This window comes from Kocuria sp. CPCC 205261 (genome assembly GCF_040981025.1).
Classification (GTDB): Bacteria; Actinomycetota; Actinomycetes; order Actinomycetales; family Micrococcaceae; genus Kocuria; species Kocuria marina.
Map to the genome: position 1 here is coordinate 1 of NZ_JAVKPU010000018.1, position 17,507 is coordinate 17,507.

Consider the following 17,507-nt stretch of genomic DNA (forward strand, 5'->3'; position numbering starts at 1 on the left):
CACTCACCTGGGTGACGCACCGCCCGCAGCGGTGGTCACTGATAGGTTCCCCACCATGAAGACGGTGTGAGTGTCTGCCCTGTAAACGAGGAATCCCCGAATACGTCAGGGCCCTGCTCCTCGCCCACGGCGCCCTGCCCATCCGGGACGAACTGGTCGTCCGCTACGACGACTGGGCCACCGCCGCACTGGCCCGGGTCACCACCGGCGACCACCGCAAGGTCCTCCGACGGTTCATCCGCTGGCACCACCAACGCCGCCTGCAGGCCATGACCCCCGTGCCCTACGGCACGTTCCTGTCCGCCAAGCAGTCCACCACGGTGGCCATCGACTTCCTCAACTGGCTCACCACCCACGGAATCCAGATGCCCGGCCTGCAACAAGCCCATCTGGACCAGTGGCAGACCGAAGGGCCCACCACCCGCCAGACCGCCCATGGATTCCTGAACTGGGCCATCACCTCCCAGCTCGTCGACCCCACCCTGACCATGACGCCGCACCGCCGCGGCACCAGCCCCAGGCTCAACTTCACCGACCAGCACCGGGCCCTCCACCGCGTCACCGTCAGCGGCGACCTCCCGGCCCGCGACCGTGCTGCGGCGATCCTTGTGCTCGTCTTCGGCCAGCAGATCAAAGACGTCGTGAAGCTGACCTGGCAGGACGTCATGGTCACCGACGAGCTGGTCACCCTCGTCCTCGGCGCCGACCCGATCGCCCTGCCCGCCCCGCTCAATGAACCCTGGCGCGCCCTGGCAGCCGCACCGGGCCACGACGCCACCGCAGCACACCCGAACAGCCCGTGGGTGTTCCGAAGCAGTCTCCCCGGCCAGCACCTGAGCGCCGGGCACCTCAGGCACCGGCTGAGCACGCACTTCAGCGCCCGGGCGGCCCGGCTGGGCACCCTGCACGAGCTCACCAAGCACGCTCCCGTAGCGATCATCGCCGACACCCTCGGCTATGCCCCCGCCACCATCGCCCACCACGCCACCGCGCCCTCGGCCGGCTACGCCCAGTACGTCGCGGCCATCCGCGCCACCCAGAAAGGCGAGCCAACTCCCTGATCCCACCACAGGCCTACTCGTCCTCCTTCAACACGTCTCGCTACCGGTCAACTCACGAGGCGGGAGGCCGTAAGGGTTTGTCGAGCATTTGAGGCCCTAAAGAGTCAAAGTATCGAGTTGGATCTGCTCGATGCTTGGTCGATTGCACGCTGTCGTATCTCGCGTGCTTTCTGATCGTATTGCTCATCGACCTCAGCTCGCTCGGCTTCCTCAATTGCTGCAATATCCTGCGCCCCGAACTGCTGGCTTGATGTGTGGAGGCCGATCTTGAGTTCTTCCGCGAAGTGCCCGCTACGCCCTCCGAGGTAATACGGCACCCACTTGTCACGCCTGGGAGCCCACTTCTCATATTTGCAATCCCATGCATCGCTGGAGGATTTTCCGGGCGCTGCGATGTGGACACGGAGTGCTCGGTCCCGTAAGCCGGCGCGGGGCCATCCTGGGACAGCCCAGCTCAAGCCGACCATGACGTCCCGGGCTTTCCACGACTTGGAGCTTGCGTCCATCTCTGCATCGGCTGGTCCTCCCGGGCGCTGCAGCACAACGAGCATTGGCGGGTCACCCGGACCCCAGGTCTCCCGAGCCTCGGATAACCGCACAACCTCGACAGCCTCCTTGGGGCCCCATACGTGGAGGGAAACCCCGTACCGGGTGCCCGGCCCTACCGCATGAATGCCGATGACCAACTGCGTTGCTTTGCCGGGTATGGGCTCCGTCACGTCAATCCGTTTCGGCATGATGCGGAAATCGAGGCCTTGGAGGGTCGTTTGCTGGCGGTCGTGCAATAAGGCCGCCAGAGCGATGACCAGCGCCACCAAGGCCACACTGAGGGCGCCCCAGGACGATACGAAGTCCTGCGAGTCAATCATGAACTGCTTCGCCGCTCTTAGGGCATCAACCACGATCCCGAGCATCTTTTCACTTGCCATCACCAGGCCAGTTTCCCAGCATTATGCCGATGACACGGGCACATCTGGTCAACCGAGGTAACTGGCTCATCACAAAGCAGGGTGTAGTTGAGGTCTGAATCCGCCGGTCTCGAGCAGCGATCTGGCTATGTAGTGGAAGAGGTTGCGGAAGCCGAGGGCTGAGCCGCGGAGGTGTTCGAGCCGACCGTTCAGGGCCTCGGTGGGGCCATTCGAGGTGCCGGGCCGGTCGAAGTAGGCGAGGATGTCAGCGGCCCGCTTGTTCAGGGTGCGGCCCAGCACGATAACCTCCTTCAGAGCGGCGGGGACACCGCTGCCGACGGCGTCGATGACGGCCTGCATGCGGATGCGTCCCGTGGCCCGGTCGGGTTCCCGGTAGGCAGCGATCATCTTCTGGTAGATGCCCCAGGTGGTCTCGACTTCGACGTGGTCATCGCCGGCGAACAGGGTCTCTAGGCGGGTCTTTTGTCGGGCGGTGAGCAGGTCCAGACCGGTGTGGAGGGTGCGGCGGGCCCGGTAGAGCGGGTCGGTGGCACGGCCGCGGTGGCCGTGGAGGTCTTGCTGGACCCGCCTGCGGCATTGGTCGAGGGCATTCCCGGCGAGGCGGATCACGTGGAATGGATCCATCACAGCAGTGGCATCGGGCAACTCTTCGGTGGTGGCGGTCTTGAACCCGGTGAAGCCGTCCATCGCGACGACCTCCACCCCGGCCCGCCACTGCTTGGGACGGGCAGCGAGCCAGGTCTTGAATGCTTGCTTGGAGCGGCCCTGGACCATGTCCAACAAGCGTGCCGGGCCGGTGTTGTCCCTGATCGGAGTGAGGTCGATGATCACGGTGACGTATCTGTCGCCGCGGCGAGTGTGGCGCCAGACGTGCTCGTCGACGCCGAGCACGCGCACGCCGTCGAACCGCTTCGGGTCATCAATCAGGACCCGCCGGCCTTCGGCCAGGACGGCGTCGTTGGCGGTGTTCCACGACACGGCCAAGCCTTCAGCGATCCGGGCGATGGTGAGGTGCTCGACCACGAGTGCTTCCAGCGCCCAGCGCAGCGCCCGCCGGGACAGCTTGGATCGCGGTTCGGCGGCCTTGCTCATGTCCTGGCGCCACACGTGCCCGCACTCGGAACACCGGTAGCGGCGCACCGTGATCAGCAGGACGGTGGGTCGCCAACCGAACGGCTCGTGCGCCAACCGGCGAACCACGCTGCCGCGCGGGGTTCCCTCACAGCCGCACCGTCGGCACCACGGGTCGGGATTGGCGACCCGGCAGGCCAGTACCGCCTGGTTCGGTTCCACATGCTGGCCGATGACCTCGAGGCCGAGCTCATCGAGGCGGGTGAACGTGGTCAGGTCAGGGCTAACGAAGGTAGCGTGGGGCACGTCGAGGTCTTCCGGATGGGCAGTGTGAGAACTTCCATCTTCGGGAGGCCTCGACCCCCATCCACGTACCGACGCGCCGCACAGCTCAAGACACCGCTACACCCTGCTTTGTGATGAGCCAGGTAACTACCATGCCCAGCTGACGGAGCGCAGATCGGTCTAGTTTGCGGAGTAGCTGGGGAGAGATCGACTTGCCGATTCCCCTGCGGGTATCTGAAGTGACCCCCGTCAGTGCATCCTTGGCTTCTGCCACGTCTGAGGGGGCCTCGCCGGTGGGGCCACTTCACTCAGCGGAGTCTGAGGTGCCTTGCGCTAGTTTTGAACGGTGGAATTTCCGGATATCGATCTGCTCGCTCAGCGTGTTCTTCGTCAGGAGAGCGTTGCTCTCACCGCAGCCATGGTGGATGCCGTCAACGCGTTTAAGGAGCCCAGTACTGACTCTCCGCGGCAACGTGACAAGGAATGGGTGGCCGGCCGTGCGCACGAGGAGCTCTTGGAGGGGGCGTTCAACATAGGTGCAGAAGCGGTGGCCACTCTTCTGATGTCCGCCGACGATCACCGGCAAGCAGTTGCTGAACTCCTTGAGTCTGACAGGATGATCCCCTTGCCTGCCATGACTTGTGCGAGGGCTGTGCACGAAGCAGTGGTGAAAATCTGTTGGCTAACCGAGCCTGGCATCTCCTCCGAGGAGCGACTTGCGCGAGCTGCCGCCCATTTTTTGGGCATGATTCAAGGCGGCATCCCTGTTTTGGCACAGCTCCCGAAGGGCGTGCTAGAGAGCCAAGAGCACATCAAGCGTGTTGCCCAGGCAAGGCAGGGAGGGTTTGAGCTATTCGAAAAAATCGGCGTGGATGTGACGGCGAACAAGAACACTGGTCAGGCCCTTAACGTCCGATATGGATCAGCGGTAGCGAACGTGGTGCCCAAGATCACCGACCTCAGCGCCAAGTACACGCCACAAATGCATTTTATCTGGGCAATGAACTCTGGAGCAGCGCACTCCAATCCGTGGCTGATAAATGGGATGAGTGGGCCTTGGTCCACCGTGGTGACCTCGATCCTTGCCCCTCTGCTCGACATGTCAGACGCATTAGTGGACAGCCTGATGGGGTACGTCGGCCTTTCCACTGAAGAGCTTCACCGTCGGACGCATCAGCGCAGAATCTCGCTGATGCGAGCCATCGGCAACGGTGGCGAACTAGTCGATCACACCACCTACCGCCGGCGTGACACCTAGTGCCTTCCCGGCCGTCGCGCTTACGCGGCATTACGCAGCGCCTTCATCCTTCGGCTGTTGGGGAAGCGAACTCGAGGCTTCGCCTTGGGGTGCACCTATCGCCGGCGTCACAGCTGAGCGTGGGACGGCTCTAACGAACAGTGCCTGAATGTCGTTGCCGCGCAAGACCAGCTGTGGCCATTCGGCCGGAACGCTTTGCACTTCTATCGAGTCGGGCGCTTGGATGTACATGGGTTGCGTTAGTACAAGTTCACGTCCGTCAGCCTCGATGGAGTCGGTGTACCAGACCACCACCCCGTAGTAGCTATAGCCGCTAGACAGGCGTACACGCGCATAGGGGTCTTGGCCCTTAGCGATGTCCTCCCGCATGACCTGTCTCCACGCAGAAATCTGCTGCAGCAGCGGAATCTTCCGGTAACGCAGACGTTGGATGGCCCATGCCATCACGCATCCCGCGACACTTGTGGCCAGCAGAGCTCCCAAGATCCCCAGCGCATGCTCAGTGCGGTACGCCGCGTCCGTAACGACCTGATGGAACTGCGCAGGCCCAGCCACCCTGAACAGTATGAGCGACAGCACAACGATAAGGGCGGCAGCCCCCGAGCATCCAAGGGAGAACAGAACGGTACGGCTGAGCTCACGGAAGGTGGTCTCCTTGGCGCCGGCGCGATGCCGGCCCGCCTCGAGATCAGCCACCAACCCCGGTGCAATGAGCAAGACGAACGCCACCAAGGTGGCGATCGAGGACGGGATCACCCGTTAAATCCGGTCGGCTTCCAGCCCTGAGTGTCGTGTTCGTTCATCGCTACCTGCTGGGTACTGGCCTGGGGCTGAATCTGAATCAGCCGATCGCCGCCCTTGCTTTCGCTGGCCTCGAGGCGGTCCCCAGCTGCCGGTCGCTGCTGGGGCTGGCTGTTGATCGGTCGCTGACTCATCAAACACTCTTTCCTGGCGTGACGCTAGGCCCCGCCGATTCCATGATCTTGCACTTTGTGTGAGCATATCGGCCTTCTCGGACACACGGCGCTTGACCATTGATCTTGGACACGCGGAATCCAGCACGATGCTGGGGAAGCGAGAATCCAAGGATGGCCAGGAAGAACTACACCGACGAGTTCCGTCGCCGGGCGGTGGACTTGTACGAGTCCACGCCGGGCGCGATGCTCAAGGGGATCGCGGTGGATCTGGGCGTGTCCCGGGGCGCGTTGAAGGAATGGGTCGACAAGTTCGGCTCCGGGACGACGGCGGGCGCGGCCATGGCCGATCCGACGCAGGGCTGGCCGGGGTCGCCGGGGGCGCGGATCGCCCGGTTGGAGGCCGAGAACGCGGCGTTGCGGGCCGAGCAGGCCAAGCTGGCCCAGGAGCGGGACATCCTCCGCCAGGCGGCGAAGTATTTCGCCGGGGAGACGAACTGGTGAACCGCTTCCAGTTCGTCGAGGACCACAAGGACGCCTGGGGCGTGAAGCGGTTGTGCGAGGTCATCGAGATCGCCCGGTCGTCGTTCTACGCCTGGCTGGCCGCCGAGCCGGCACGGGCGGCCAGGGCGGCGGCCGACGCGGCGCTGGTATCGCGGATCCGGGTGCTGCAGGACCCGGCCCGGGGCGGGGACCGCGCCTACGGCGCGCCCCGGATCACGGCCGACCTCAACGAGGACGTGCCGGCCGGTGACCGGGTCAACCACAGGCGCGTGGCCCGGGTGATGCGCGAGCATGCTCTGGCCGGGATCCGGTTGCGCAAACGCGTGAGGACCACGATCCCGGACCAGTCCGGCAGGCGGTTCCCCGACCTGATCGGCCGCGACTTCAGCATCGGCGCGCCGTGCTGCCGTTACGTCGGTGACATCACCTACCTGCCCCTCGAGGACGGCACGAACCTCTACTTCGCCTCCTGCATCGACCTGGGCTCCCGGAAGCTGACCGGATGGGCCATGGCCAGGCACATGCGCACCGAGCTCGTCGAGGACGCGCTGAAGGTCGCCTGGTGCGAGCGTGGGACGCTGGCCGGGGCGGTGTTCCACTCCGACCACGGCTCGGTCTACACATCGAAGTCCTACGCAGCGCTGTGCGAGCAGCTCGGGGTGAGGCAGTCGATGGGAGCGGTCGGCTCATCGGCCGACAACGCCCTCGCCGAAAGCCTCAACGCGGCCCTCAAGCGTGAGCTGCTCGAAGGCCGCGCCGCGTTCCCCGACGCGCCCACCGCCTACCGGGCCGTGTTCCGATGGGCGAACCGCTACAACACCCGCCGACGCCACTCCGCGATCGGGAACATCGTCCCGAATGCCTACGAAACCGCCGCCTCCGCTACGCTCACGGAAACGGCATAACCGAAACGACACCGTGCCCACGATTCGGGGTCAAGGCCCGGGCGCCGGACGAGCTCGGCGGTGTGTGCTTCGCGGCGGGCGGTGTTTTGCCGGTGATGGCGCGTTTGATTCGGTGCAGCAGTAACGCGCCGGGGTTTTTCTGGCTGTCCGGGGGCAGGGAGAGCAGCCCAAGGCCCTGGTGATCGGCCTCCACGGCGTTCATGAGGTCTTGGGTGGTCCACTCCTCGGTCACTCCATAGACCACCAGGCCGCGGGAGAGTCCCATCAAGAGGGCGTCGCCGGTAGGGTGCAACCACCAGGTGGTCCAGAGCCTGGAGGCACCGCGTCCACGTTTCTTCACAGGACTCACCTGTCGAGAGGGCCACCGTTCACGCCGCAGTGTCCGCGCCCCGCTGCGTAACAACCATGTCACACCTTCCTACTTCTAGACCCCGAACGGTGAAGACAATAAGCCTGGGCATCTGTTTATCTAACAGAATTTGAGCATCCAGCATGTCTCCAACATGCGTGAATTAACCCTCAATTTGGATGTGCGATGCTCTAGCAGGAACAAACATTCTCTGTTGTTCGAGAGAAACAGGTCCCCCGCCACCATTGAAATCCACAGTCCATGCGGCGGGAGATCCTGGAGCGGAAACAGGTTCCCAGCTAATCTTTGCAGCGTACTCCTCGCCAGGAAGAATGACCCGCTCCGAGGTTTCACTGAACACAATTTGCCCTGCGGGGCTCTGGTCCATGACAGAGATCTGGTTCACCCTGCAAGGCAGGAAGCTATGGTTGGTAATTCGGATTTCAGCATCCACTCGTGAGCTAGACGCAGGTTCCTCTCCCTGATCCACCGGGGTCAGCGCGGCCGAGACTCGCTGCCCGCCGCAGGTCGGCGCCACGACGGTAGGCACCTTACTCACGTCGCCGAGGGTGGCTAATTTGCTTGGGGGAGACCATGCACCCACCCGGGCAGTTCCGGAGGGAAAACGTAAAGGATCGTTGGGTGCGCCATATCCAAATTGGGCACGAATCGGATCGGTGCCACCCAGGGTCACATCCACCCGTTGCTGAGCCCCCGGCGGCTCGGACGTGGGCGCCCAGGACATCGTCGCAGTGCTGGATTGCCCGGGCTTCAGGCGCACCGTGCCAGCCCCGCCGCCCAACGAGACCACTCGCGATTCCCTCTCGTTTTGAAACCTGATACCCGGTGTTCCAAGCAGATCACATGAACTGGTTCCATAATTGCGAACCGACAGGCGCGCGTTGTCCTTGACACCCGACGCCTGAAGCTGATCTATTACAACTTCTATGTTTTCCGGTTCGCACGTGAATGTTAGATCTCCATTGGCGGGTCGCGACCACGGGTGCTGACTGGGAGGATGCTCGACTTCGTTTAGCAGCGCACTCAAAGGAGGGTCGTCCGGAACCCCGGGGTGGCAGCCAGTGGGCTGAGGTTTCAAGTGAGCGCCTTCCACCTGTACGTTCGCGCAGACGTGCTCCCACCAGGATTCTTCCTCGAAAGGATCCGCCCCAGAGACCAATCGCCACATCACCACCTCCGATTCCCCTCCTGACCCCATCTCGTACGCGAATTTCCCCCCAGTTAGTTCATCTATTCCGAATAGTGGGCCCGGTATCTTCAGCGCATTCCGCAGGGCGGCAGGCGCACTAAGGTCTCTGCCCGCAACGGCCATCTCCCATGCTGCCAGCAACGGCAAGTAAGAGGAGTCGATTAAGCGTGCTCTCGATGGCGCGCACCCTGTTGCAACCATGAGCAGCATGCATACCAACCACGCCGTCGCGAGGCGAATCAACCGTCGGCACTTCATCTGACCCACCGCTTGCTGCCCCGAGACACCTTCATTGCAGGCCCTGTGCTGCTTGAAGTACCTCCAGCATGATGGGAGTGCCGGTAATTGATCCAAGGTCACCGTCCTCCACGAAGACTGCTACCGCGAGATCGCCGTGGCCCGCGATGACCCAGGAGTGGGTGCGAGGCGGGTTTTCATTCCCGTACTCCGCCGTTCCTGTCTTTCCGATGGCACTGTCCGGTTCCAGGGAACCCAGCTCTTTCAGGTGCCCAGTGGACACAACTTCCCGCTCCAGTGTTTGTAGGTCTGCCGCCTCACTCGTCTCCAACGGATGACTGGACGAGGGTTCCGATGCAGGTTCATGGCCCAGAATGCTGGGTTGCACGAGTTTGCCTGCCTGAACACTGGCCTGGAACCTGGCCATCCCGAAGGGAGAGACCAGCGTGCGTCCTTGTCCGAACATGGCCGCGACATGTTCCGCCGCTGGTTCTTCCGTGGGGATGCTGCCCGAGAACACAGGGATTCCCGCGTCCATCTCCACCCCCACGCCGAGAGAGTTGCCGGCGTCCGCCAAAGCCTGCTGGCTGACCCTTTCGTGCTGGGCGGCGAACGTCGTGTTGCACGAATGGGCAATCGCCTGCCGTAGGGCAACGCTTCCCTCGAACTCCCGCGGATAGCCGGAGAAGTTGGCCACGTTCATCCCTTCAGCTGAGTACGTATGGGGACAGTCGACGGTCGTATCTGGTGTATCGCCGCCCCGAAGCATGGCCAACGCGGTCGCGACCTTGAATGTGGACCCGGGTGCGTACTGGCCCAGGGTCGCAGTGGGATAGCCCTTCGACCCCGCTCCATTGGCCACGGCCAGGACCGCGCCGTCCGAGGGTCGTATCGCCACCACAGACGACGGCGATTTGATACCTTTCAGCGTCCGCTGTGCCGCCTCCTGAAGACCACCGTTGAGTGTTGTGTGCAGATCCTCTCCCGGAACAGGCCCCTGGGCCATGAGCTGGTGGGCTTGTCCCGTTTTGAGGCTGCCGTCTGCGTGGACGCCGATGCGGTCAACGACGACTCCCGGTTTTCCCTGCAAGGTGGCCTCATGCGCTTCTTGTAGCCCCCCACGTCCGATCTGGGCACCACGGGTGAGTTTGCCTCCCGACTTCTCGATTTCCTCGGCCGTCGCTTCGCCGACCGACCCGAGGGTCTCGGCGGCAAAACCCTTGGTCCGGCCTAGAACGCGGGCGTCCTTCGTAACTAGCAGACCGGAGATTTTCTTCATGCGCTGGGCATCGAGCGCCCGAAAATCTTCTTCCCGCAATGCAATAGCCTCCACCCACGCGGTGTCGTCAGCCTGACGTACTGATTCCCGGTAGGGCTCGGGGTCAATGCCCACAGCCTTGGCCAGTGCGGTGGCCGAACCCTCCCGCTTCTCGCGGGGGACCTCACGGAGGTCCAAACCTACGCGGTGAATGGTCTGTTTCATGGCCAGCGGCTGGTCGCCCGCCCCGAGGATTTTCCCACGCTCCGGTTGGACCGTTTGGATACGCAGGACCTCATCCTCTGCCAGCTCGGGAGCGACAAGTGACGGCTCCCAGGTGGCCTTCCATGTGCCGTTGGACCGCTGGAAATCCACACCGGTGGCGTAGGTCCAGTCTTCCTCGGTCGCAGGCACGTCCCATCTCCAGGTCAGCTCTCCGTGGGCAGTCTGACCCTGGTTGCTCACCCGACCCATTTGCACGTCCGGTACAATGCCCCCCGTCATGCGAAGGATGCGATCCAGCTCGGCCTGGACCTCCGAGCCACCCGCGTTCGAAAATTCGAGCCCGGAGACGTCCCGGGCGTGCAAGCCCTGCGCAAGTGCCTCAGCCGCATCCTGGGGCTCATTTCCCGGCAGCACTGAGCACCCACTGAGCATCAGGGCAACGACGACGCTCATCGCGAGGCGGTCGTGGCGTCGAGTACGTCTGGGTGAGGTAGCCATATGGTCGTGCTCCATCCTGCAGTTCATGTCGTGGCCCAATCACGCTATGAGAGCCGCTTGCCATATGTCCAAGACTTTCATAGGGCCAATACGTTATCTTTGAAGCTATGAGACGCGACCGAACAGGAAATCTCCTCCGCTGGGTTGAAGACTTCCTGGTGGTTGCCGAAACGGGGCACGTGGGCCGCGCCGCGGAGGCACTCGGGGTGTCCCAGCCCCCTTTGTCACAGACCATCCGCCGGCTGGAGACTGCTGTGGGTGACGAGCTGTTCGTCCGCCACGCCCGAGGCGTTTCGTTGACCCCAGCCGGTGAGGCGTTCTTGCCCCTGGCCCACGACCTGGTGTCGGCCCAACGGCGAGTGCTCACGCTGGGCAACGACATGGCGGAACGCACTGGTTCGGTTCAAGTGTGGATACCCCGGTCCTTGCCCGCCGCCTGGGTGAGTGAATGCCTGCTCGACACCGTGGCCACCTTTCCGCGAGCCGAGTGGACGGGGGCTTCGTCCGCAGACATCGTGCGCCACGTTCGTGAGAACACGGCGGCTGTGGGGATGGTGGCGGCCCCGATCGTGACCGACGAGCTAGTTTCTCTACCCGTAGTCGCGATTCCCCAGGTTTTGTGCATGCGTCCTCTGCCCGACGCCCCCATACATCAAAACGATCTGAGGCACACTGTCCCCTCCGAAATGCTCGTGCCTCCTCGAACCGATGGACCGGCGGCATTCGATGTGCTGTCCGCCGAGCTCGAAGCGCTTGGTGTGATCACTCAGCTCAGGCAGGAGGTGGACCCCCTGAAGATTGCCGCGGAGATGCGCACGCTCGGTGCTGCCACTCTGATGCCGAGTGAAACCCCCGGATTCGACGGAGCTCCCCTCGAGGCGGGGTTGCTGCCCCTCAGATTGCGCGTCATCCACCATCCTGATGCCACACCACCGGCCCGGGATGCAGCAATGGTGCTTCACGACTGCCTGGGGAGATGCGCTGCACATGTCCGGTGAGACGTGGAACAGCGCGGGGGTCGATGCCGCACTGCGCCAGCTTGGACGCGAAGTGGCCGAGTTTCTGCAGAGCGAAGACATGACGGGCGCAGTATCGGCCCGAGTGATCGACGCACCCGAATTGCCGGTGTTCTCCTTTCACGAGGAGGAGGTCTTTCCGGCCGCATCCTTGTACAAGCTCGCGGTCATGATGGCGTTCTGTAGGGAGGTGGATCACGGCGTTCTGGAACCTTCCGCTCTCGTCGACCTCTCCCCCGCAGACAGAGCCCAAGGCCCTACCGGCCTCGCGATCCTCGAGGACACGGTGCGAATCTCGTGGCGGGACCTGGTTCGCCTGATGATGTCCATCTCGGACAACGCCGCCGCAGAAGCTGTCCTGCGCAAGGTGAGGACCAGCCGGGTCCACGAAACACTTCGCCTCATGGGTGCCATGAGGACAGAGATCCGCCCCACTCCACCGAGTGGAAATGGCGCGCCCGCCTCCTTTGACGACGAGGGCAGAGACCGTTATCTCATGCCGGACCCGGTGGAGTATGACCCGCTGTCTGTCTCATCCACCACAGCGTCGGACCTTGTCACGCTTCTATGCGCCATCTGGCAGGACCGCGCGGCCTCGGCGGAACAGTGTGCCTTCATGCGGCAGGTGCTCTCTCAACAGGCCTGGGGTCATCGATTCGCGGAGGCGTTCTCCTACCCAGGCGTCACCGTTGCGGCAAAGACCGGTTCATTCGGGTCCCTGAGTCATGAGGCGGGGGTGGTCTCTCACCCGGGAGAGAAGTCAATAGCCGTGGCGGTTCTGACCCGTTCCGTGCGGCGTGAGCGCCAGATTCCCCTGTCCAACAAGGTGGTGGGCCAGATCGCCCGCCACTGTGTCCGCAACTACCGTCAGTTCCTCTAGCGGTATTGATCGGTTACGTTGATCAATCGTGAAAAGAGCGGCTGGTTGCCGCAGGCTGTGTGCGGGCGGTGGTGGTTGTAGTAGTGAAGCCACACCTCGAGTGCGTCACGGCGCTCTCGCTCGTTGGTGTAGCAGTGGGCGTAGACCCACCCATCGGCCGTCGTGCGGTGGGAGCGTTCAACCCTGCCGTTGGTCTGTGGGCGGTAGGGGCGCGTCCGCTTCGGCGTGATCGACAGCGCCTCGCAGGCATTGCGCCACAGGTGCGACCGGTACGTACCGCCGTTGTCCGACAACACCTGTTCGATGGTGACGCGGCGCCGGGCGAAGCAGTCCACCGCGTGGGGCCTTGTGGGCCGCGAACGCCCCGCCCCGGGCGCGGGGCGGGGCGCTCGCGGAGGGTCAGGCGTAGGTGGAGCCGCGCACCGGCTCACCCTCCCAGGGGTGGGCCCACTGGCCGGGGCCGATCTGTACCCCCGCCTCGGGGTGAAGCTTGCGGCTGAACTCGCGGCCGCGGTAGGCGCCTGCGCGCGGGGTGGCGCGGTAGGTCATGCCCGCCTGCGGCTGCGTGTCCGTCTCGATGGCGCGCAGCCACACGCTGCGGGTGCTGGCGCGGGTGGCCCCGTAGAAGTCCACGTTGGTCTGTTCGACGCCCCAGCGGGCGGTGTAGAAGTCGCCGGCGGTGGGGGTGGCGGGCTGCTGGTCCATGGTGTCCTCCTGGGACTTGGGGAGTGGGGCCGTGTGCCCCGCTGACATGACCAACAATACGGCAAAAATAAATAGACTGTAACACGGGGGGCGTGACACCCTCACTGCGAGCGCCGGAGCGGTGCCCGCTCACCGCGAGCGCCGCCGGTCTCGGGGCTGGGGTGGATCACGGGCGGGCCGCTGGCGGGCTGTTCGCGCTCGCCGCGCGGCCCCCTCCCGTGCGCGCGGGCTCCCGTCCCCTCCCGGCGCGAGAGGGGGCGGGGGTGGGGTTACAGGGTGCGCGGGCCGTAGAGGTCGAAGCCTCCCAGGTTGGTGCGGAAGTAGTTGGCCTCCCGCAGTGCCTCGGCCACGGTCTCGCGGGAGAGGCCGGGGAACTCGGCCCGCTGGCTGGGGCCCGCGGGGCCGCTGTAGCGCAGCACCACCGTCTCGGGCCACTCCTTCCCGGAGTGCTCCACGTAGTTAGTCAGGATCCAACTCTCGTTGTCCGTGTGGTGGGTCCGGTGGGTGGCCAGTACCTGGGCCAGCTGCTCGCGCTGCGTGGTGGTGTCCATAGTGTCCTCCTGGGGAGTCGGTGCCTGGGGCCGTCTGCCCCGCTAACAAAAACAACAATACACTATCAACTAAGCGCGTGCAATATAGGGACTGCGAGCGCCGCTGGGGCCGGGGTGTCCGCGCTCGCGGTGGGTGGCCCAGGTGGACTGCGAGCGCCGCCGGGGCCGGGGTGGACCCGGCGGCACGCGCGGGGGTTAGCGCTGGTAGGTCAGCGCGATTTTGATTTCCTGGACTTGCAGGGGGGTCAGCCCCTGGTTGTCGCCGTCCTCGTCGGGTCCGCCCAGGATCAGCACGTCCCCGGCGATGCAGTCTCCCGGGATCAGGTGCGCGCCCAGGGCGCGGGCCACCCAGGTGGCTCGCTCGTTGACGGGCAGGCTCATCACCTTGCCTTCCTCGTTGAGGTACATGTCCGCGCCCAGCCGGGTCAGGGTCACCACCTCCACATAGCCGCCCACGGTCGTTTGCAGGGCGTTCAGCAGCCGGGAGGCGTCGAGCTCGCGCACCTCGTGGGCGGTGTCGGGGTCGGCAGGGATGAACAGGCCGGTCTTGGTGGTGGTCGTCGTGGTCATGGTGCCCTCCTGGGGTCTAGGGATCCGGGGCCGTCTGCCCCGCTAACAAAAACAACAATACACTACGGTTTGAACGGGTGCAACATGGGGACCGCGAGCGCCCCAGCGGGCCCGGGGCGCTCGCGGTGGCCCTCGGTGCGTGCGGTGGGCCCGTGCCCGGTCGCGCCGATATGCGTCCCTTTCCCGCTTTTCCTGGCAGTGAGCCGCCCCGGGCGGGCCCGTCGGTAGCGGGCCCACCCGGGGCGGCGATGTGCTGGCCACGGGGGAGCGGGCGCGGGGCCCGCCCCCCGTGGGGGATCAGGCGGAGGCCAGGGCCTTAGCGGTCTCAGTCGCCCGCTCCAGGGCCTCCACGGCGCTGGAGTGGTTGGCGTCCCCCTCGGGGTGGCGCACCCCCATCAGCAGGGCCCAGAAGTCCGTGCCCGGGAACGTGGCGATCAGCTGGAAGCTCCCGGACCCGGCGGGGATCTGGTGCATCCGCAACGGGGTGTTGGTGGGGATCCCCGCCGCCCGGCGCACCTTGGCGAAGTCGCCCAGGTAGTCCACGTTGTACTGCGTGGGAACCTCCACGGCCTTGCCCTCGGCCACCGCGCCCAGGGCCTTGACCATCAGCGCCCCCACGCGGGGGTACTCCGCACCCACGGGCGGGTAGGACAGCCGCGCGCTCGCGGTGGCCACCACCACCTCATCGGCGCTCACCTCCACCCGTGCCCGTTCGTGCGACTTGGAGAAGCCCAGGCGCTTGAAGTCATCGGCGGCGCTGGCCGGGAGCGTGAACACGGTCGCCGCCTCCCCCTCCTCGGGGGACTGCTCCAGGGCCACCTCACGGGAGTCCATGAACAGCCGGTAGCGGTCGGTGGCCACACCCGTGACGCGCTCGCCGTCCACGGTGAGCTGGACCTCCTCCAGTACCGGCAGGTTGGCGTTCGCCTTGGCGGTGGCCAGCTTGAGGCCCGCCATCAGGGAGTGCAGCTGCGTGCAGGCGATGGAGTAGATGGTGGTGTTCATGGGAACCCTCCTTGGGTCGTGCGTCCGGGGCCCTGTGCCCCGCTGACAAAAACAACAATACACACCAAACAAAACAGGCGCAACCCCTGGGGCCGGCGAACATGCCGGCGCCCCGGCGAATCGGCCTGTGACTAGGCCAAACACACCGGGGCGCTCGCGGTGGGCGGTGCCTACCGCACGGGGTCAACGGTCAGGTTCTCCAGCATCAAAGTCACCTCCTGGCCCACGCTGGTGGTGTGCACGCGGCAATCCGCGTCCACCCGCGCGCGGTGCAACTCCGCGCGGGTGGGCCGCTGGGGATCGGCGAACAACTCCGCCGCCGTGGCACTGTCCACCTCCACGGTCTCCCGGGTGCGCTCGGTGGTCACCACCTCGAACTCGTACACGCGCGGGTAGGGGTAGACGAACGTGCCATCCGGTGACGGGTCCCAGCTATGGCCCGCCCCGTCCAACACCACCCAGCGGAACGCTTCCCCGCAATCGCAGTAGCGCCACTGGATATGCGGGGGCTGCCCAATGGCACCGGTGGCCACCACGTGCGGGGCCAATTCCCGGAACACCTGCCACAACTGGCCGAACATGTACCCATCGGGCTGGCAGAAACGCGGGGTCACGGCGTACACCCCCGGCGCGTAGGGCGTGGCCTCGTAGCCCGCCGCCGCGAGCCCACGGGCCACGTACACCTCCGGGGCCACGTCATCCGGGTGGGCCAGCCACCGGGCCAACACCTGGCGCACGGCGGGGGTATCGGCCACGGTCAGCGTGGACTCCTCCACGCGGGGATCCTCACACATAGGGAAAGCTCCTTACGGTCTCAGGTGGGGCCGTGTGCCCCGGGAACAGGCCCCGGCGCCTCAGGGGGCGCCGGGGCGCGATAGGCGCTCAGACAGGCGCTCAGAACGTTTTTACGGTGACGCTGGCACCCTGCACCTCCGGGGGCTCATCGCCCATGGCCTCATTCGCGCAGGGCTCCACGGCCTGCCGCGCGCCCTCCAGGTCACCGGGATCGGGATCGAGAGGATCAGCCAGCAACTCGCGCGCCTTCTCCGCAGACAACACCAGGCGCTCGCGGCGCGCGACGGTGTGATGGACGGTGTATTCGTACTCGAACCGCGTGGGCTCTGACGGGGGCTCGGTGTGCTCGCACAGCACACCGGCGACCACCTCCCAGATGAGTCGGCCGGAGTCATCGTCTACCGCCCACCACTCCATCCGAGGGGCGTGGTCGTCCAGCCCGAAGCTGGGCAGGTGCGGGGCCAGGGCGTTCAGCACGCGGCGCATCCGCTCCAGCTCATCCGTGGAGGGCCGCTCGCGGGCGGACTCCATGGCGTACATGCCGCCCTGCAAGACCTCCACCGTGAGGCCGTGGCGGTGGATCACCCGCTCCACCATCGTGGCCTCAGGGAACCGCTCGCCGCGCTGGCACAGGGGGAGCAGCGCCGCGCGCACTCCCGGGGTGTCCACGACCGTCATCGTGGAATCCGCGAACCGCACATCAGTAGGAAACATCGTGACCTCCATGGTCGGGTGGCGGGGCCGTCTGCCCCGGTAACAAAAACAACAATACAGAATGGACGAAATGGGGTCAAGCCGTAGCCATCGCGTGGGGTTGTAGGGGTTTTGGGGGTTATGGGTGGCATCAAAGAATCCCGATTTTGCACGGTAGTAGTGGGGGGTTACGGGTGTGTTTGGGGTTATTGACTCCTAAAACGTGCTCGCGGGCGGGTGGCCCGGTGTCGTGGGCCCCCGGGGCCCCTTACCCGGGGTGCCGGCCCCCGCCTCCCGGGGGTGCCCCCCTGCCCGGCCCGGGGCCCCCGGGCCCCCTCCCTGCTGGGGGTGGTGTGTGCGGTTGTGCGGGGTTGGGGACTGCTGAGGTGGGTGAGTGGCCTGCGGGCCCGACCCGGGCCCTCCTAGGCCCGTCTGTGCCCTCTACGACAGGTGCCCTCACCCGTGGGCCCCAGCCGCCCACCCGCTCGCCGCGTCAGCGGCGCAGCGCGCGACAGCGCGCAAGGCCCCGCCAGGGGCCGCTCCGAGCAGGCGCGGCAGCGCCTAGCCTCGCTGCCCCCCCAGATCGGA

At 65.4% G+C, this 17,507-nt stretch carries 17 protein-coding genes and 1 pseudogene; 5 read left to right on the forward strand and 13 right to left on the reverse strand.

The features are described 5' to 3' along the window. Nucleotides 1-269: 269 nt before the first annotated feature. The gene (locus tag RF646_RS12680; RefSeq protein ID WP_145010262.1) at nucleotides 270-1,061 is read left to right on the forward strand and encodes a hypothetical protein; all 792 of its coding nucleotides are present in this window, start codon (nucleotides 270-272) and stop codon (nucleotides 1,059-1,061) included. A 104-nt stretch (nucleotides 1,062-1,165) separates the two neighbouring features. On the opposite strand, the gene RF646_RS12685 is transcribed toward RF646_RS12680, so the two are convergent. Both RF646_RS12685 and RF646_RS12690 read right to left on the reverse strand, forming a co-directional pair. Next, a complete protein-coding gene (locus tag RF646_RS12685) occupies nucleotides 1,166-1,993 on the reverse strand; it encodes a hypothetical protein (protein ID WP_145010259.1) in 828 nt (275 codons plus the stop codon). A gap of 66 nt (nucleotides 1,994-2,059) precedes the next feature. Beyond that, the gene (locus tag RF646_RS12690) at nucleotides 2,060-3,367 is read right to left on the reverse strand and encodes an ISL3 family transposase (RefSeq protein ID WP_368836163.1); all 1,308 of its coding nucleotides are present in this window, start codon (nucleotides 3,365-3,367) and stop codon (nucleotides 2,060-2,062) included. A gap of 325 nt (nucleotides 3,368-3,692) precedes the next feature. Between RF646_RS12690 and RF646_RS12695 the strand changes: the two genes are divergently transcribed. Continuing rightward, nucleotides 3,693-4,604 carry a hypothetical protein gene (locus RF646_RS12695; protein WP_368836164.1) on the forward strand — a complete coding sequence of 304 codons (912 nt, stop codon included), beginning with the start codon at nucleotides 3,693-3,695 and terminating at the stop codon, nucleotides 4,602-4,604. Between the two features lie 30 nt (nucleotides 4,605-4,634). Here RF646_RS12695 and RF646_RS12700 read toward each other — a convergent pair whose 3' ends face one another. Then, a complete protein-coding gene (locus RF646_RS12700) occupies nucleotides 4,635-5,360 on the reverse strand; it encodes a DUF6338 family protein (RefSeq protein ID WP_368836165.1) in 726 nt (241 codons plus the stop codon). A gap of 332 nt (nucleotides 5,361-5,692) precedes the next feature. Between RF646_RS12700 and RF646_RS12705 the strand changes: the two genes are divergently transcribed. Then, nucleotides 5,693-6,927 (forward strand): IS3 family transposase gene (locus tag RF646_RS12705; protein WP_368836166.1). Its coding sequence is split into 2 segments (ribosomal slippage): nucleotides 5,693-6,002 and nucleotides 6,002-6,927, totalling 1,236 coding nucleotides; the frame shifts between segments, so codons are not numbered across the junction. On the opposite strand, the gene RF646_RS12710 is transcribed toward RF646_RS12705, so the two are convergent. The 3 genes from RF646_RS12710 to RF646_RS12720 all read right to left on the reverse strand — a co-directional run bounded on the left by RF646_RS12710 (nucleotide 6,911) and on the right by RF646_RS12720 (nucleotide 10,659). Beyond that, nucleotides 6,911-7,267 (reverse strand): hypothetical protein, encoded by a 357-nt coding sequence (locus RF646_RS12710; protein WP_368836167.1) that lies wholly within the window; start codon nucleotides 7,265-7,267, stop codon nucleotides 6,911-6,913. The two genes, RF646_RS12705 and RF646_RS12710, sit on opposite strands and share 17 nt — an antisense overlap. Nucleotides 7,268-7,439: 172 nt before the next feature. Next, nucleotides 7,440-8,744 (reverse strand): DUF4232 domain-containing protein, encoded by a 1,305-nt coding sequence (locus RF646_RS12715; protein WP_368836172.1) that lies wholly within the window; start codon nucleotides 8,742-8,744, stop codon nucleotides 7,440-7,442. A 31-nt stretch (nucleotides 8,745-8,775) separates the two neighbouring features. Further along, nucleotides 8,776-10,659: a penicillin-binding transpeptidase domain-containing protein gene (locus RF646_RS12720; protein WP_368836168.1), complete on the reverse strand. Its 1,884-nt coding sequence runs from the start codon at nucleotides 10,657-10,659 to the stop codon at nucleotides 8,776-8,778. A 152-nt stretch (nucleotides 10,660-10,811) separates the two neighbouring features. Between RF646_RS12720 and RF646_RS12725 the strand changes: the two genes are divergently transcribed. Both RF646_RS12725 and RF646_RS12730 read left to right on the forward strand, forming a co-directional pair. Beyond that, a complete protein-coding gene (locus tag RF646_RS12725; RefSeq protein WP_368836169.1) occupies nucleotides 10,812-11,702 on the forward strand; it encodes a LysR family transcriptional regulator in 891 nt (296 codons plus the stop codon). Continuing rightward, the gene (locus tag RF646_RS12730; protein ID WP_064845125.1) at nucleotides 11,692-12,600 is read left to right on the forward strand and encodes a serine hydrolase; all 909 of its coding nucleotides are present in this window, start codon (nucleotides 11,692-11,694) and stop codon (nucleotides 12,598-12,600) included. The genes RF646_RS12725 and RF646_RS12730 overlap by 11 nt, the downstream gene beginning before the upstream one ends. On the opposite strand, the pseudogene RF646_RS12735 reads toward RF646_RS12730, so the two are convergent. From RF646_RS12735 to RF646_RS12765, 7 genes and pseudogenes are all read right to left on the reverse strand, one after another. Beyond that, nucleotides 12,597-12,911: pseudogene (locus RF646_RS12735) on the reverse strand (integrase core domain-containing protein); the annotation flags it as partial. The gene RF646_RS12730 and the pseudogene RF646_RS12735 overlap by 4 nt on opposite strands. 88 nt (nucleotides 12,912-12,999) lie before the next feature. After that, on the reverse strand, nucleotides 13,000-13,305 hold the full coding sequence (locus RF646_RS12740) for a hypothetical protein (protein ID WP_368836170.1): 306 nt from the start codon (nucleotides 13,303-13,305) through the stop codon (nucleotides 13,000-13,002). 269 nt (nucleotides 13,306-13,574) lie between these two features. After that, complete coding sequence (locus RF646_RS12745) at nucleotides 13,575-13,856, reverse strand: hypothetical protein (protein WP_367402569.1); 282 nt, start codon at nucleotides 13,854-13,856, stop codon at nucleotides 13,575-13,577. A gap of 195 nt (nucleotides 13,857-14,051) precedes the next feature. Beyond that, on the reverse strand, nucleotides 14,052-14,426 hold the full coding sequence (locus RF646_RS12750; protein ID WP_145012399.1) for a DUF3846 domain-containing protein: 375 nt from the start codon (nucleotides 14,424-14,426) through the stop codon (nucleotides 14,052-14,054). 297 nt (nucleotides 14,427-14,723) lie between these two features. After that, on the reverse strand, nucleotides 14,724-15,431 hold the full coding sequence (locus RF646_RS12755; protein WP_368819236.1) for a hypothetical protein: 708 nt from the start codon (nucleotides 15,429-15,431) through the stop codon (nucleotides 14,724-14,726). A 170-nt stretch (nucleotides 15,432-15,601) separates the two neighbouring features. Further along, nucleotides 15,602-16,225, reverse strand: coding sequence for a hypothetical protein (locus tag RF646_RS12760; protein WP_368836171.1), 624 nt, complete (start codon nucleotides 16,223-16,225; stop codon nucleotides 15,602-15,604). 100 nt (nucleotides 16,226-16,325) lie between these two features. After that, on the reverse strand, nucleotides 16,326-16,940 hold the full coding sequence (locus RF646_RS12765; RefSeq protein WP_368819234.1) for a hypothetical protein: 615 nt from the start codon (nucleotides 16,938-16,940) through the stop codon (nucleotides 16,326-16,328). Nucleotides 16,941-17,507: the final 567 nt, after the last annotated feature.